General features: G+C 48.1%; 8 protein-coding genes and 1 pseudogene. 8 read left to right on the plus strand and 1 reads right to left on the minus strand.

Features of this window, described 5'->3' with window-relative positions; translation table 11 throughout:
• Window positions 1–48: 48 nt before the first annotated feature.
• Entirely contained in the window at window positions 49–2,454 is a 2,406-nt protein-coding gene (locus ABD836_RS18190; protein ID WP_344938730.1) for a TonB-dependent receptor, read from the minus strand.
• 228 nt (window positions 2,455–2,682) lie between these two features.
• Between ABD836_RS18190 and ABD836_RS18195 the strand changes: the two genes are divergently transcribed.
• The 8 genes and pseudogenes from ABD836_RS18195 (at window position 2,683) to ABD836_RS18230 (ending at window position 16,981) form a co-directional block, all read left to right on the plus strand.
• Window positions 2,683–3,843 carry an iron-containing alcohol dehydrogenase gene (locus ABD836_RS18195; RefSeq protein ID WP_344938732.1) on the plus strand — a complete coding sequence of 387 codons (1,161 nt, stop codon included), beginning with the start codon at window positions 2,683–2,685 and terminating at the stop codon, window positions 3,841–3,843.
• Window positions 3,844–4,008: 165 nt separating this feature from the next.
• The gene (locus ABD836_RS18200; protein WP_344938734.1) at window positions 4,009–5,199 is read left to right on the plus strand and encodes an aspartate aminotransferase family protein; all 1,191 of its coding nucleotides are present in this window, start codon (window positions 4,009–4,011) and stop codon (window positions 5,197–5,199) included.
• A gap of 26 nt (window positions 5,200–5,225) precedes the next feature.
• Window positions 5,226–6,140: an ornithine carbamoyltransferase gene (gene argF, locus ABD836_RS18205; RefSeq protein ID WP_344938736.1), complete on the plus strand. Its 915-nt coding sequence runs from the start codon at window positions 5,226–5,228 to the stop codon at window positions 6,138–6,140.
• Between the two features lie 136 nt (window positions 6,141–6,276).
• Entirely contained in the window at window positions 6,277–7,353 is a 1,077-nt protein-coding gene (locus ABD836_RS18210) for an ABC transporter ATP-binding protein (RefSeq protein WP_344938738.1), read from the plus strand.
• Between the two features lie 392 nt (window positions 7,354–7,745).
• On the plus strand, window positions 7,746–10,649 hold the full coding sequence (locus ABD836_RS18215) for a ribonucleoside-diphosphate reductase subunit alpha (RefSeq protein ID WP_344938740.1): 2,904 nt from the start codon (window positions 7,746–7,748) through the stop codon (window positions 10,647–10,649).
• Window positions 10,650–10,737: 88 nt separating this feature from the next.
• Window positions 10,738–11,976: a ribonucleotide-diphosphate reductase subunit beta gene (locus ABD836_RS18220; RefSeq protein WP_344938741.1), complete on the plus strand. Its 1,239-nt coding sequence runs from the start codon at window positions 10,738–10,740 to the stop codon at window positions 11,974–11,976.
• A gap of 502 nt (window positions 11,977–12,478) precedes the next feature.
• Window positions 12,479–12,861: pseudogene (locus ABD836_RS18225) on the plus strand (ATP-binding protein); the annotation flags it as partial.
• Window positions 12,862–13,096: 235 nt separating this feature from the next.
• The gene (locus ABD836_RS18230; protein WP_344938743.1) at window positions 13,097–16,981 is read left to right on the plus strand and encodes an esterase/lipase family protein; all 3,885 of its coding nucleotides are present in this window, start codon (window positions 13,097–13,099) and stop codon (window positions 16,979–16,981) included.
• Window positions 16,982–17,225: the final 244 nt, after the last annotated feature.

Consider the following 17,225-nt stretch of genomic DNA (forward strand, 5'->3'; position numbering starts at 1 on the left):
AACAAAAACGGCCCCGAAGGGCCGCAAGTAAAGCCAGCAAACAGTATTTTAGAAATCGTACCGCGCACTCACACCAATCGTGCGTGGCTGATTGACGTGGTAGGCAACTCGCCCGCGACCATCACGCTCAGTATCAAGTGACAGAATCGCCTTTTCATCTGCGGCATTATTCATAAACAAGGCGGTATTCCACTGCTCAGTTTTAGCACCCAAACGTAGATTAACGATTTGATAAGCCGGAAGCTCACGATCATATTCAAAGGTAGATTGCGACAGGGGGTCGCCAACACCAGAGAACAAGGTCGCACTACCTTGGCCGCCGTTTTCCTGATCGGCTATTTGAGTATAACGCGCACCGATATTTTGATAAGTCGCAGTGAAGTAGCCTTCCCATGCATCAACAATCGGAAAGTAATAGGTCGCAGTTGCAGCTAACTGAAAACCTGGCGCCGTTGGCAATTCATTGCCATCGCGAATACCGCCCACAACACTGGTCACACCACCCGTTGTCGACGTAACTTCAGAATCCAGCTCAGCCTGCACATAACTACCAGACAAACCAAACTCCAAGTTATCTAACGGACGACTAAAGAGCTCCAGTTCAAAACCTTGGCTATGCGCTTTGGGCACGTTGTATACCAACCGCGAGGAACAAGAGCCGGCAACAACCGTCGCCTGCAGGTCCTTGATGTCACTATAGAACGCCGACACATTCAAGGTCGCTGCGCCGCCAAAGAGCGTGGATTTGGCGCCCACTTCGTAGTTCGTTAGCTTTTCATCGTCCCAAGTATCATTGCCACCAAAGGTTGTTAAATCAGTGGGGCTGCAAAGCGGAACGTTGAGCGGATCATTGATACCACCAAGACGAAAGCCCTGTGACACTTGCGCATTAATCATTACGTTGTCATTTACGTCGTGGCGCACCATAACGCGCGGCGAAACGCCATCAGAAGAGACCTTACCTTTTTTACCGATAACCGCAGCCGTGTATATACCGTCAAAGGTCAGCTCCCGCGTCTCTTCGTAGTCAAACCAACGTGCGCCTACAACCACAGTCGTTTTGTCACTAAAGTCGTATGACAATTCACCAAATAGCGCAATTTGCTCAAGCTTGTAGGGTACCTCGGAGAAATAAAGTTCGTCAGTTTTTGCCCTTGCGCCGGCAGTGGTGCCCGAAAGATCTGGATGCACAGGACCAGCGGCCTCAAAACCAGTGACCAGCAGGGATTGAGCGTAGTCGCGGCGAACATCGCTATAGAACAAGCCACCAACCCACTGCAATGCCGAGTCGCCCGATGAGCTTAAACGCAACTCTTGGGTAGTTACTTCAGCGGCAGTGGTGTCGTACAGCGGAGCATCTAGCGTATAAATTGCTTCGGCTTCACCGTATGAGCCACCGACGATACTGGCGTTTAAGGTTGTCGCATCGCGCAACACCAACACATCGCGATCGGTATAAGACGTCACCGACGTTAGCGTCAAGGAATCGGACAAATCGTAATTTACAGTTAAATCAAACAGGGTAAAGTCGTCTTCAAACTTTTCCTGAAGTTGAGTGAACTGCGCATACTCGCCGAGCGTGACTGGCGCTCTACTAGCCGGATCGGTGTAAGGGTTAGCTAGAATATTGTATTGATCCTCCCGATTAAACCCGTCCATTTCAATTGACTGATAAACAATTTTCGGTGTGATCGTTAAGGCGTCGCTGGGCTGAAAGGTCATCGCTAAACGCAAACCTTCGCGACTACCTTCGTTCACATCCTGTTTAACGCTACCATCAGGCTGGCGTGCATCAATATAACCAGCATATTGCTGATAGTAGCCCACAGCCCGCAACGCCACCGTATTACTTAAAGGCACATTCCAATGGCCCTTGATATTACCGCCTTCACTACCGTCTTTTACTGTTTCTCCGCCCACTTGCACAGAACCGCTCTGCGATTCAAAGTCCGGCTGATTGGTAATATAGCGAATGGTGCCTGACAAAGAGCCCGAACCGAAAAGCGTGCCCTGCGGGCCGCGCAAAACTTCCACGCGATTAATGTCATAAAAATCCAGATCCGGCGTAAACAGCGACATGGAAATAACGGACTCATCCATGTACACGCCAACCTGCTCTTTCACACCTGGCTGGTCACGCACAATTTGGCCAGCGGAGATTCCGCGAATAGCGACCTGACTCTGGCCAGGCCCTAAATTTTGAATGGATATACCAGCCACATTATTTGCCATTGACTCAAGATCGGTCGCACCGCTTTGCTGCAATTTGCCCTCTGTCATTGCCGTAATTGAAAACGGCACATCTTGCAAAGATTCTGATTGTTTTCGCGCGGTCACCAAGACTTCTTCTATTGCCCGTGGGGACTCCGCGTAACTTAATGGCGCGCCAACAGCTAAGCCTACGGCCATTGATACCCCGAGTATCGCCTGCCCAGAATGTGGTTTTTTCATCATTATATTTCCCCGTCGAAATATGTTTCTTATTTAGTAATTCACTTGAGCTACGCAGCCACGCCCTAACCTAGGGGGAGTGACACAGCTAAAATGACTTCTCATTGGTATAGCAGAGCAAATCAAAAACGCACCTATTTGACGCAAAAAAGCATGCGCTGCCAACACCTAATTTGTGTTCCACCCTGACTCAGGATTAAATACTGGGCTAACAAATACGAGATTCCGACCATGACCGCCAATATCAATCTACCCCGAATACTGCGTATCGGCGCGGGTGTCAGCCGCCAGTTACCCGAGGTACTCGATGAACTCGGCCTAAAGCAACCACTGCTTGTTACCGACGCGTTCATTGTCAGCCTTGGCTGGCTAGACGATCTCGAAGCTCAGCTAAGTAAGCAAGGATTTGTGCACAACCGCTTTACTGGGGTTGTTCCCGACCCAACAACCGACGCCATTACCGCAGGCCTCGCGGTATTGCACCTTGGTGAGCATGATTGCGTTGTCGCACTCGGTGGCGGCAGCTCTATCGACACGGCCAAAGCCATTGCCGCCATGGCGCATCGCGACCAGCCCATGCGCAACTATAAAGTACCCAATACAATTGACGACGGCCTGCCGGTTATCGCCATACCCACCACCGCGGGCACCGGCTCAGAAGTCACTCGCGCTAGCGTTATTACCGACACCGAAACCCAGGAAAAAATGCTGTGCATGGGCCTTGGTCTAATGCCCATCGCCGCGCTGGTTGATTTTGAATTAACCTTGAGCATGCCCTGGCGCTTAACCGCCGACACCGGGCTCGACACCCTCTGCCATGCGCTCGAAGCCTACGTCAGCAAAAAGGCCAATACCTTCACTGACACCATCGCACTGGCAGCAATGACCGCCATCAACACCCATATCCGCACCGCCTGCCAACTACCGGATAACCGCCCGGCGCGCGAGGCCATGATGCTGGCGGCAACCCAGGGTGGCATCGCCTTTTCCAATGCATCGGTAACGCTAATCCACGGCATGAGCCGCCCCATTGGTGCGCTATTTCATGTCCCTCATGGTTTAAGCAATGCCATGTTATTGCCAGAGATCACCGCGTGGTCAATTAGCGGCGCCCCAGCGCGCTATGCTGATTGCGCCCGCGCCATGGCCATGGCCGACGCCAATGACAGCGACGCCGACGCCAATCAAAAACTCATCGCCGGACTCCGTTTACTGTGCCGTGACCTGAATGTGCCAACACCCAGCGAGTTTGGTATTGACGCCCAGCTGTGGCAGCAATCTTTACCACTTATGGCCCAGCAAGCACTGGATTCCGGCTCACCGAATAACAACCCGCGCATTCCCAATGCAGCGGAAATCACGGGTCTCTATCAAAAAGTGTGGGCTAATTAATTCATGGCTCTGCCACAGGCCTAGAAATCCCAAGGTAATCCTTATATTATTGAGGGTCTGACTGGGCAGCGCTGGCTGCCTTTTTGCGTTTTAAATCCATTGCACTGCTTTATTTGTGCCTTATTTGCATCGAAATCTGCAAATTCGGCACGCGGAGATCTGTTGATGACACAGCCGGCTTTAATGAACACCTACGGACGCCTTCCGGTAACATTTACCCGGGGCGAAGGTGTGCGACTGTTTGATACACAGAACAAAGCCTATCTCGATTGCATTAGCGGCGTTGGCGTAAACGCCCTTGGTCACGGCCACCCTGCATTGACCGAGGCAATTCAATCTCAAGCTGGGCAGCTTTTGCACACATCCAATTTATACTCAGTGCAAAAACAGGAAGAACTCGCTGCCGCGCTATGTGCCATTAGCGGCATGGAGAATGTGTTCTTCTGCAATTCTGGCGCCGAAGGCAATGAAGCCGCCATTAAATTAGCGCGGATGCACGGCCACAAACGTAACATAGATATTCCCCACGTTATTGTTATGGAGCAGGCCTTTCACGGCCGGACGCTGGCCACACTCACCGCTTCAGGCAATCGCAAAATTCAGGCAGGCTTTGAGCCATTGGTACGCGGTTTTATTCGCGCGCCCTTCGGCGATTTAGCCGCACTGGAAAATATCGCGGCACACAACGACAGCATCGCTGCCGTCCTCATTGAACCAATTCAAGGTGAGGGTGGCATTCACACCTTGCCTGCTGACTTTCTTTCTCAGCTGCGCGCCCTGTGCGACAAACACGACTGGCTGATGATGCTAGACGAAGTTCAGACGGGTAACGGTCGGACCGGCAAATATTTTGCCTACCAGCATAGCGACGTCATGCCAGACGTCGTCGTGACGGCAAAAGGCTTAGGTGGCGGCGTACCCATTGGCGCCTGCCTCGCCCACGGCAAAGCGGCGGCGCTATTTCAGCCCGGCAATCACGGCTCCACCTTTGGCGGTAATCCGCTGGTGTGCGCCGCAGGACTCGCCGTGGTCAATACCCTGAGCAGCAACGGTATGATCGACACTATTGCCGAAAACGGCCGCTATATTATCGCGGAGCTGAAAGCGCAACTGGGCGACGTGGCCCATGTAAAAGACATTCGTGGCCAAGGCCTAATGATCGGCATTGAACTGAGCAGCCCTTGCGGCGGACTCGTCGCGCAAGCATTAGAAAAAGGTTTGCTAATCAATGTAACTGCAGAGCGAGTGGTGCGTTTACTGCCGCCGCTAATTATTAACCAGCAAGAAATTGACGAGTTGCTCGCGACACTCTGCCCGCTGATTCGTCAGTGGCCAGCTCAGTCCAGCGCGGCGTAAGCCGGGTCAGCAGCAAAGGTAGCCGTATGGCATTAAGACATTTTTTAACTCTCATGGACTTGAGCCCCGCTGAATTAGAAACTCTAATGCAGCGCGCCATCCAACTCAAAGCCGAGCACAAGGCCCACAAAACCAGCGTGCAATTCCCCAATCACGTTTTGGGTATGGTGTTTGAAAAGGCCTCAACCCGAACCCGTATCTCGTTTGAAGCGGGTATGGCGCACCTGGGTGGCCATGCCATCTTCCTGTCGCCCCGCGACACCCAGCTCGGTCGCGGCGAACCCGTAGAAGACAGCGGCAGAGTCATCTCTTCAATGTGCGACATCATCATGGTGCGCACCTTTGAGCACAGCATTATTGAACGTTTTGCTGCGTACTCTAGCGTGCCGGTAATCAACGCACTAACCGACGACCATCACCCCTGCCAGCTATTGGCCGATATTCAAACGTTTATCGAACACCGCGGCAGCATCAAGGGTAAACAAGTCGCCTGGATTGGCGACGGCAACAATATGTGCCAGTCCTATATTCACGCCGCTATGCAATTTGATTTCAATTTAAAAGTTGCCTGCCCCGAAGGCTTTGAACCCCGCGCCGACATCGTAGCCAAGGCCGGCGGTCGCGTAGAAATATTCCGCGACCCGGTGGACGCCGCCCGCGGCTCCGACCTGCTCGTTACCGACGTATGGGCATCAATGGGCCAGGAAGAGGAAAAAGCCGAGCGTCGCAGGGAACTTGCCGGCTACCAAATAAACAGCGCACTTATGGCCCACGCCAATCCCGACGCACTCTACATGCACTGCCTGCCCGCAAAACGCGGCGAAGAAATCAGCGCCGAACTGATGGACAACCCAAACACCGTGATTTGGGATGAAGCAGAGAATCGCCTGCATGCGCAAAAAGCGTTGATGGAGTTTTTGTTGTTAGAGGCGCGGGCCTAATGCTTAGCTTAACGCTGGACGGGAGACGGGAGACGCTAAGGCCTGACGGCTACGCCGTAGACTCAGCATTGCGCGGCAAAGCCGCGCCCGCTTTTGCGTCGCCCGTCTCCCGTCTAGCATCCAGCAGCCTCTAGCCGTGCTAGAAGTTAAAAACATCCAATGCCAATACGAAGGCCTCTCTGTTGTCGACGACGTTAGCTTCCATGTTAACGATGGCGATATCTGTAGCTTGCTCGGCCCCAGTGGCTGCGGCAAAACCACTATCTTACGCACCATCGCTGGCTTCCAGCCGCTGACCCAAGGCTCAGTTACCCTGCGCGGCAATCGCCTGAGCGAACCCGGTGCAATGGTCACCCCCGAGCTACGCAGCATCGGCATGGTGTTCCAAGATTATGCCCTATTCCCTCATTTGAGCGTGTTCGACAATATTCGCTTTGGTCTCGGCAAAGTGAGCCGCCAAGTGCAATACCAGAAAGTCATGAAGCTACTGGAACTCGTGCGCCTTGAAGGCGTAGAAAATCGCTTTCCTCACGAGCTCTCAGGCGGCCAACAGCAGCGCGTAGCACTGGCACGAGCACTGGCGCCTAGCCCTGATTTATTACTGCTCGATGAGCCGTTTTCAAACCTAGATGCCGAACTGCGCAAACGCCTGAGTTTGGAAGTACGCGACATTCTCAAAGAGCTCGGTATCAGCGCCATACTGGTCACCCACGACCAACTCGAAGCCTTTGCTTTCAGCGACCATATTGGTCTGCTCTACAACGGCAAGCTGCAGCAATGGGACACGCCCTTTAACCTCTACCACGAACCCAGCAATCGCCTGGTTGCTGATTTCATCGGCGAGGGTAGTTTCTTACCCGGCGTGATTGGTACCGAACTCAATACAGTCACCACCGAACTCGGCACCTTGATGGGCAACCGCGCCTACGCATGGCCACCAGGCACGCCCGTCGAAGTGTTGCTGCGCCCAGACGATATTGTGCTCAGTGACTTTGGCGGCATCAGCGCCACTATTGAAAAAAAGGTGTTCTCCGGCAGCGCCACACTCTACACCTTGCGCCTGCCCACCGGCAGTCACGTAGAAGCACTACTGCCCAGCCACCGAGATTTTGCGATAAATGAAGTGGTAAAAATCAACACCGAAGCCGACCACCTCATTGCTTTCGGCCGTGAAGAATTACACCAGAGTGAAAACAAGCCCAGAAGTAACTAAAAAAAGATTCTCTTATGCGTAATCCGTCTACCAGCCCTGAGAATGTATTCACTCCCGCAACACCGCGCTGAAAAGCCCGCCTTACGGGCGCTTCAAAACCCACCCAATTTTGCCCACCACATACCCACACTTTATCCACAGAAGACGCACAACATCTTGTGCTTGCGAAATCATCAAAACCGCATTATCTTGTATCCCAGATTCACCCAAACCCTATATATAGGGTTTTCCACCCAAGCCTTATAACAACTATTCACACTTTCGGGATAACTCCCGCAGCCGTGTTATTTGGGTATTACGCAAGCCCTCGCTTCCCGCACCGGGAATTCACGAGGTAAATACAAGACTGACGCAGAGCAGTTCTACGACATCAAGCAAGGGCCAGAGACATCATGCAAACCCAACAAGATACCAGCACTAGCGCCACTGGCGCTCCACCGCAGCACGCTAGCGACGCCGAACTCAAAGCCACTGCACCAGGCCAACTGCGTGTTATAAAACGCAATGGTTCCGTTGTGAGCTATACCGACGACAAAATCAGCGTGGCAATCACCAAGGCCTTTTTAGCGGTAGAAGGTGGCAACGCTGCCGCGTCTACCCGCATTCACGAGACCGTTGCCAAACTAACCGAACAAGTCAGCGCTACCTTCAAGCGTCGCATGCCCTCTGGCGGCACAATTCATATTGAAGAAATTCAGGACCAAGTCGAACTGGCCCTGATGCGCAGTGGCGAACATAAAATAGCCCGTGGCTATGTACTGTATCGCGCCGCCCGCGCCGATGAGCGCAGCCAGCTAGCACCGCTTGGCGAAAAAGTGCACCCCAGCATTCGTGTTAAAAACGCCGACGGCACTGAATCGCCGCTGGACTTAGGCCGCTTAGAATTTATCGTACAAGAAGCCTGCGAAGGCCTGAGCGACGTCTCTGCCCAAGACGTGCAAGACGAAGCTCTTAAAAGCTTATACAACGGCGTTCCCCAAGACGAGGTCAACACCTCGCTGGTCATCACCGCCCGCGCCATGGTCGAGAAAGAGCACAACTACAGTTTGGTTACTGCCCGCCTGCTGCTCGACAAACTTCGCGCCGAAGCCCTGAACTTTTTAGGGGTTGCCCAGAGCGCAACTCAGCACGACATGAGTATTTACTACCCGCAAGCCCTGCCTATTTACCTGCGCAAAGGCGCAGAGCTGGAGCTGCTAGACCCACGCCTAGAAAGCGAATACGACGTTGCCGCCCTCGGCGAAGCCATCAAGCCTGAGCGCGACATGCAGTTCCATTACCTTGGCCTGCAAACGTTGTACGACCGCTATTTTATTCACAGCGACGAAGTACGCATTGAATTGCCACAGATCTTCTTTATGCGTGTTGCCATGGGTTTGGCAATGAACGAAGAAGACCGCAATGCCCGCGCCATTGAGTTCTACGACCTGCTTAGCTCCTTTGATTACATGAGCTCAACGCCAACCTTGTTCAATGCCGGCACCCTGCGTCCACAGCTGTCATCTTGCTATCTGACGACTGTGCCCGACGACCTGCACGGCATTTATGGCGCCATTCAAGACAACGCCATGTTGTCTAAATTTGCTGGCGGCTTAGGCAACGACTGGACCCCGGTTCGCGGCCTCGGCGCTTACATCAAAGGCACTAACGGCAAATCACAAGGTGTTGTTCCCTTCCTAAAAGTGGTTAACGACACGGCCGTTGCGGTAAACCAAGGCGGCAAGCGCAAAGGCGCGGTATGTGCTTATTTAGAAAGCTGGCACATCGACATCGAAGAATTCCTCGAGCTCCGTAAAAACACCGGTGATGACCGCCGCCGTACCCACGACATGAACACAGCTAACTGGATTCCTGACTTGTTTATGAAGCGGGTATTCCAAGACGGCGACTGGACCTTGTTCTCGCCCAACAATGTACCGGATCTGCACGACCTCTACGGCAAGGCTTTCGAAGAGCGTTTTGAGCACTACGAAGAGCTAACCCGCAAAGGCGAGATCAAACTCTACAAGCGCGTTAAAGCGGCTGACTTGTGGCGCAAGATTCTGTCTATGTTGTTTGAAACAGGCCACCCATGGATCACCTTTAAAGACCCATGTAACCTGCGTAGCCCACAGCAGCACATTGGCGTCGTTCACTCGTCTAACCTGTGTACAGAAATCACCCTGAACACCAGCAAAGATGAAATCGCAGTATGTAACCTTGGCTCGGTCAACCTTGCCCAGCACATCGGCGACAACGGCCTAGACCTCGCTAAAGTAGAAAAAACGGTCAAGACCGCCGTACGCATGCTCGATAACGTTATCGACATCAACTACTACAGCGTGCCACAGGCTAAAAACTCTAACTTCAAGCACCGTCCTGTTGGCCTGGGCTTGATGGGTTTCCAAGACGCGCTTTACAAACAGCACCTGCCCTACTCCTCTGACGAGGCAGTAGAGTTTGCCGATCGTTCAATGGAAGCAATCAGCTACTACGCCATTAAAGCCTCTAGCGATTTGGCCGCCGAGCGTGGCAGCTACCAGAGCTACGAAGGTTCACTGTGGAGCCGTGGCATTCTGCCCATCGACTCAGTAGAGATCCTTGTGCAAGAGCGCGGCGCAGACTACATCGAAGTAGACCGCAGCCAAACACTAGACTGGGCCAGCCTGCGCGAAGTTGTTAAAACCCAAGGCATGCGTAACTCAAACGTGATGGCCATTGCACCAACCGCCACCATTGCTAACATCACTGGCGTGTCGCAGTCGATCGAACCGACTTACCAAAACCTATACGTTAAATCGAACCTGTCTGGCGAGTTCACTGTAGTGAACCCCTACCTGGTAAAAGACCTGAAAGCGCGCGGTTTGTGGGACGCGGTCATGGTTAACGATCTTAAGTACTACGAAGGCTCGGTAAGCAAAATCGACCGTATCCCAGACGACCTAAAAGCCCTATACGCCACCGCGTTTGAAGTAGAGCCGCGCTGGTTGGTAGACGCCGCTAGCCGCCGTCAAAAATGGCTAGACCAAGCCCAGTCTCTGAACCTGTATATAGCTGGCGCCAACGGCAAAAAACTGGACATCACCTACCGCATGGCATGGTACCGTGGCCTCAAAACCACTTATTACCTCCGCGCATTGGCCGCCAGCTCCACCGAGAAATCCACCGTTTCTCAAGGCTCAATGAACAAGGTTTCGTCACAGTCAGCGGCACCTAAAGCGGCAGCTACCGCATCTGCCGCTGCACCGCAGGCGCAAGCGGCACCCGTACCGCTGGCCTGCTCACTGGATGATCCAGACTGCGAAGCCTGCCAGTAAAGCGGCGGGGCTCTTAGGAGCCCCTTCGTCTGGCCTCCGACGTCAGGCGTCTGACGTAAAACACATATAAAGGAATTGAGGTTATAAAATGTTAAGTTGGGATGAGTTCGATAAAGAAGAAGCACCTGCCAAAGCGCCAGTTGCCAAAACCCAAACCGCCCCCGTCGCTGAACCCGTGGTATCTGCAGCTCTGAGCACCATGAATAGCGAAGACAGCCCAGCCGTTGTCGACCAAGCCGTACTCGACAAAGCCAACGCCGCACTCGAAAGCCTCGACGTTGCCGCAGGCTTAGAAGAACTGGAAATGGGCGCGGCCCGTTTGCGGGTAGAAGACAAACGCATCATCAACTGCCATCTCGATCTTAACCAGCTCGTACCCTTTAAGTACGACTGGGCGTGGCAGAAATACCTCGACGGCTGTGCCAACCACTGGATGCCCCAAGAAGTAAACATGACCGCCGATATCGCCATGTGGAAAAATCCAGAGGGTCTGACCGACGACGAGCGCCGCATCATCATGCGCTCACTGGGTTACTTCTCAACGGCCGACTCCTTGGTTGCCAACAACTTGGTACTGGCGGTATACCGTCACATCACCAACCCAGAGTGCCGCCAGTACTTACTGCGCCAAGCTTTTGAAGAAGCGATTCATACCCACGCCTACCAGTACTGCGTAGAGTCGCTGGGCATGGACGAAGCCGAAGTCTTCAACATGTATCGCGAACTGCCCTCCATCGCTAAAAAAGCGGCGTGGAGCCTGCAACACACCCAAGCACTGGGCGACCCTAACTTCCACACCGGCACCCCAGAAACTGACCAGGAACTGCTCCGCAACCTGATTGGCTTCTACGCCGTCACCGAAGGCATCTTCTTCTACTGTGGCTTCACCCAGATACTGTCTATGGGCCGCCGCAACAAAATGACCGGCATCGCCGAACAGTTCCAGTACATACTCCGCGACGAGTCTATGCACCTGAACTTCGGCATCGACATGATCAACCAGATCAAACTGGAAAACCCACACCTCTGGAACGAAAAATTCCAAGGCGAAGTGACCCAAATGATCGTGGAAGGCATGCAGCTCGAAATCGAATACGCCAAAGACTCAATGCCCCGCGGCGTACTCGGCATGAACTCCGGCATGATGGAAGAATACCTCCAATTCATCGCCAACCGTCGTCTAAGCCAGCTCGGCTTAAAAGAACAATTCCCCGGCGCGCAAAACCCATTCCCATGGATGAGCGAAATCATGGACTTGCGCAAAGAGAAGAACTTCTTTGAGACTCGTGTAATTGAGTATCAGACTGGTGGGGCGCTTACTTGGTGATGTAAATCATCACGGCAATTCTCACTAGAGAACGACATTTTGTCACTAGTGATGATCCCGAAGGCCGCTAATTAGCGGCCTTTTTCATTTAATATCAGTGTGTTACAAGCTTTCCCAACGACCATCATCTGAGATTTGGCCCAGTTTTCGCTAGGGAGAATATTTTAGCAGTAGAAAAAAACTCCTAAATTCACCAAAGGCCGCACATTGCGGCTTTCTTTATTATACTTTTCAATTAGTTAATCAAGCTCCGTCCAGTTAACCTGACCCAGAAAACCCCACAAATTGGAAAGGCAGTGCAGCTATCTGTTGATAAACTCGCCTGTATAGCAAAGGCAATAAAAAGAGGCGTTCTTCAAGTGACCGGCATCAGGAACTTGTTATTTGATGCGCCTGTGACTAACGCTTAGCTATCGAACGAAGGGCTACAATTAATAAACAGACGGTCGAAAACACTAACTACAGATTTTTTAGTCTCAACTCCGCAATTTTAGGATGGCGTCAGCGAGTTCGCTTCCTATCTACCATTAAACAGGTTGATGCCCTTGAACTGGAGAAACTGCGGGGGCAGCAAGGACGACTTGCCAACAGGTTGATCCATACCGACCTCGTCATCCTAAATGAGCTAGGTGACTTACCCTTCAGACAGGCAGGTGGCGCACTGTTGTTCCACTTAATCAGTAAGCGATACGAACGCACGAGTATCATCATTACGACAAACCTCTGCTTCGCAGAATGGTCAGCGGTGTTTGGCGATGAGAAGATGACAACTGCCTTATTGGATCGACTGACTCATCATTGCCACATTATCGAAACAGGAAATAATAGCTTAAGATAAAACACTCAACAACACAGCAGGAGGAATTGAACGCAGCAAAGAAGTAAAATATAGGCCATCATCTGGCTATCAGGGTGGGTCAATTTTAGATGTAAATCCTGACTCAGTTTTAAATGCAAATCAACACATGAGTGGTTTATTTCAAGGTTCAATGGTGATTGGTGATATTATCGAAAAAAACAGTTAACAGCGGTGCCAAATTTATCAATGGTGATACCTTATTTGCGAGGATCACCCTTTGCCTAAATTAATATCAGGCCAGATTGAGTTATAAGGATATTTATGAGTCAGAAGTTAGTATTTGTACATGGTTTTTACGGTGGCAAAAGGACATGGGGTAAATTTCCAGAGCTATTAAAAAATACAATTGACTGTAAGGTTTCTTTATACGGATTTGATAGCTTCTACTTTCCACTTTTTGGTAACAGTACCAGCATTCATCAACTAGCTGAAGGGCTTTTATCTGAAATTAAAGTTAATAATTGTTTCGATGATGACTTGATTTTAGTTGGGCACAGTTTAGGTGGATTAGTGATTAGGCAGTTATTATTAAATCTTGAGCTTAAAAAAGTCAAACATAATATTACTAAAATCGCTTTTTTTGCCGTACCGCATGACGGTACTGGCTTTGCCAGCTTACTCTCTAACTTGCCTTTAAGATGCAATAAATTAAAAGCATTAAATAAAGATGGAAATTTCGTAGAACAGTTAAATGACCAGTGGTCATATACTAATTTAGATTCCAGATTAGAAATCATGTCTGTTATTGGCGGGAAAGACGCAATTGTCACCTCAAATAGTGCAAAAAGTATATTCAGATATCATGATGTTGAAACCAATATTGATGCAGGCCACAAAAACATAGTTAAACCAAAAGATGAAAATGATCTTTCTTTCAATTTACTTAGAGACTTTATTAACAGAAAAAAATCGCTTACTAAATATAAAAATAAACAATCCTCTACTTATAAAGAATGGTTCAAATTAGATCGCCATCATGATTTAAACTACGTACAAGATAAAAAAACAGAAAACAACTTAAAAGCCTTACAAAAAGGTTTAGATAGTGATGCACCTTTAATTCGCCTCACTGGCCTATCTGGCTTAGGTAAATCCCGCTTAATTATCGAATTTTTAACGTTAACAAATAGTTTATCTGAAGAGGATATTCTAATTTATGACGGTGCTGACGACGATAAAGAAATACTAAGTAGCATAGGGCTAGCCATTACAGATAATGTCGGGGGGTTAGTTATTGTTGAAACTTGCAGCATTGATTTACATAAAAAGATAAGTCAAATAACACACAATCAAAAAAAACTTAAAGTGATTACTTTAAATTTCTATCATAATTCTGTAAATGATTGCCTTCACATAAAGCTTGATAGGCTTGAACAAGATAAAATAACAGAATTGTTAACACAAAATTTACCAGCTCTAAAAGAGCTTGAAATTAATCGATTAGTAAATTTTATCGAGGGCTTTCCATTGCTTGCTGATATGTTGATTAAACAAATTAGGGCAAGTGGTAATTTTGATACCAACTTCACCGAGCATGATCTTGTTGAAAAGCTTATCAATGGTGATGGCCGTCTTTCAGAAAAACATAGAGAAATTATTAAAGTTATATCATTGTTTGATTATATAAAGTGTGAACGGGATTATAACGAAAAGGAAAATTTAGAAGCTAACTTTATTAACGAGATAGCTGAAAGCAGTCAGCTAGATTTTGAGCGTGTAATTACAAATTTCAGCCAAAAAGAACTTATAAATACTACTGGACGCTTTGCAAGAGTTGTACCTAAACCTCTAGCGTTAAACTTAGCAATGGAATGGTGGGATGGCAGTCTATTTGATAGCCAAAGCAACTTAATTAGCAAACTTCCAGAATCAATGGTAGAGAGCTTTTGTAAGCAAATAACATTCTTAGATTCATCTATGAATGTTCAAAATTTTGTAGAAAAATTTTGTGAGGGCGGAAGCCCTTTCGGCCAAGCGGAATTGTTACTTTCTAAACAGGGTTCAAGACTTTTTCGCGCATTGGTAGAAGTGAACCCTAAAGTAACAAGTGATCTTTTAAATCGAATTTTATCAAGATTATCTGACGATGAAATTAGTAATATTGATAGTGATGTGAGAAGAAACTTTGTTTGGTCACTTGAAATGCTTGTTTATCATAAATCTTACTTTGATAAGGCAACATGGTGTTTATTTAAATTAGCTCAATTTGAAAGTGAAAATTTTAGTAATAATGCTCTAGGACAATTCTCGCAGTTATTTCGTTGGCAATTATCTGGCACGGAAGCTGATTTCGGTGAAAGACTTGCTATTTTAGATAAAGCTTTAGCCCTAAATATTGAAAGCGCAGACTTTGTGATTATTAATGCGGTTAAAACCGCAATTAATACGCATGGCGGTACAAGAACCATTGGAGCAGAGTTTCAAGGTACTAAACCTGAGCTTACAGACTGGAGTCCGAAAACTTATCAGGAAGTTTATGATTACTGGCAGTCTTTACTAGACATATTACTTAAGATTATTAAAAGAGGGTACTTGGTTGAACAAGTTAAAGATGCATTTGGTCATGAAATTAGAGGGTTAATCCGATTTAAACTGCCAGAGAAATTGGACTTTTTTGTAAAGGAAGTAATAAAGCTTACAGGGAAATACTGGCCTTCCGCAGCACAATCAATAACCCATGCTTTACACTATGATGCCAAAGGAATGAATCAGGATCAGATCGAGCTATTGAAGTCTTGGGAGAAGTTATTATCCCCTGATGAAGATAGCATCGAAGAACAGCTGAAATTAGTCGTATTAAACCCATCTAGAGAACATGTGAAAGACAACAATGGTCACTATATTGATATGTCAGCAGAGGATGCGAAGCAACTGGCAAAAGACCTTAGGAACAGGCTTTCTGATTTATATCAACATTTTGAACTCTTAATGACCTTTCCTGAGCAGAAACAGACTTGGGTATTTGCAAAACATTTAGTGCTAGAAACAGATAATATTGAAGAGCTACTAAACTCGACACTTGACTATTTACGTAAGCAAAAAAGTATAAATACTCAATTCCTTTCTGGCTTATTATTCGGACTTAATGTTAAGGAGCCTATAAGATGGAAAGAAACAATAGAGTTAATAGGTTCAGATGAAGAGCTTATTGAATATTATCCTGATGCGATACGCACAGGGTGTTTTGAAAGCTCGCATTTAGATGTTTTCATTAAGCTGATAAGCGAAGGAAAACTCCCTAGTTATTCTGCCTCTACGCTCGTTTATGGCCGTGCAACCGAACATTTAGCCGAAGAAGAAATAGCCCATTTCTGTATGTCACTAAGCGAAATTGATGCTACCGCAATTTGGGTGGCACTTGATAATATGAACATGTATACACATGGTCGTAATGATGTTGATTTTACTAAGTTAAGACCTACTTTAGTCTACCTAGTTCTTAACGCTTCTTTCAAAAAAGAAGATAAGACTCGCCATTCGGACAGTTACAATTGGTTAAACTCAGTAGAAAGACTATTGGAATATGAAGATGCTGAGTTTGCATTAAAGCTATGCATTCATCTAGTCGATCAAGTTGGGGATAATGATGTTGATTATTCTGATTTATGGGATTATTTAGGCAATGGTTTTTATAAAGCTTTTGAATTACATGGAAATTATATCTGGCCTAATATCGCTGAAAAGTTTACTGATGGAAACGCAATTAAACCGTACCGTTTAATTGACCTACTAGGTAGCGGTAAATCTTATAAAAAAAGAGATAGCAGTATTTTTGACATCTTAAATCCTGAGGTAATTGTTGATTGGTGTAAAGATGAAGTTGCTCTTCTTATCGTAGGCCAATCAATTTCGATGTTTATCGAAAATGGTGAGGAGCGTGTCGTCAATCCATTGATGATTCGCTTATTAGTAGAGTTTTCTGATAGCGAACTATTCCTTAGTGAAATATCAGCAAATTTTTCAAGTAGATCATGGTCAGGATCTTTAGTCCCATATTTAGAGGCTGATAAGCAAATACTTCAAACTTTAATCGATCACAATAATATCAAGGTAAAAAATTGGGCTGTACGTTTCATAGAAAATATTGACCATCAAATTGAATATGAAGATAAACGTAACGCTGAAGAGCATATGTTGAGGAGTTAAGAATTATAGCGCGACTCAAAGGTCTAGCGGCAGCATAGCAACTGAACACTAGCCTCAAGCTACGTAATAGCATCAAAAACACCCCAGAGTAATATCTGGGCAGCTGTCAGCTGACCCAGCCTGCGACACGGTCGACTGGTATGTCTTGCAAAAAGGGAAGTAATTGCGGAAGATTAGGCTATCGAATACCACACAAACCCCGAGCCTAACTAGACTCAGGGTGTTTCTGTTTGACTGATATTAG

This window comes from Zhongshania borealis (assembly GCF_039539625.1).
GTDB lineage: Bacteria > Pseudomonadota > Gammaproteobacteria > Pseudomonadales > Spongiibacteraceae > Spongiibacter > Spongiibacter borealis.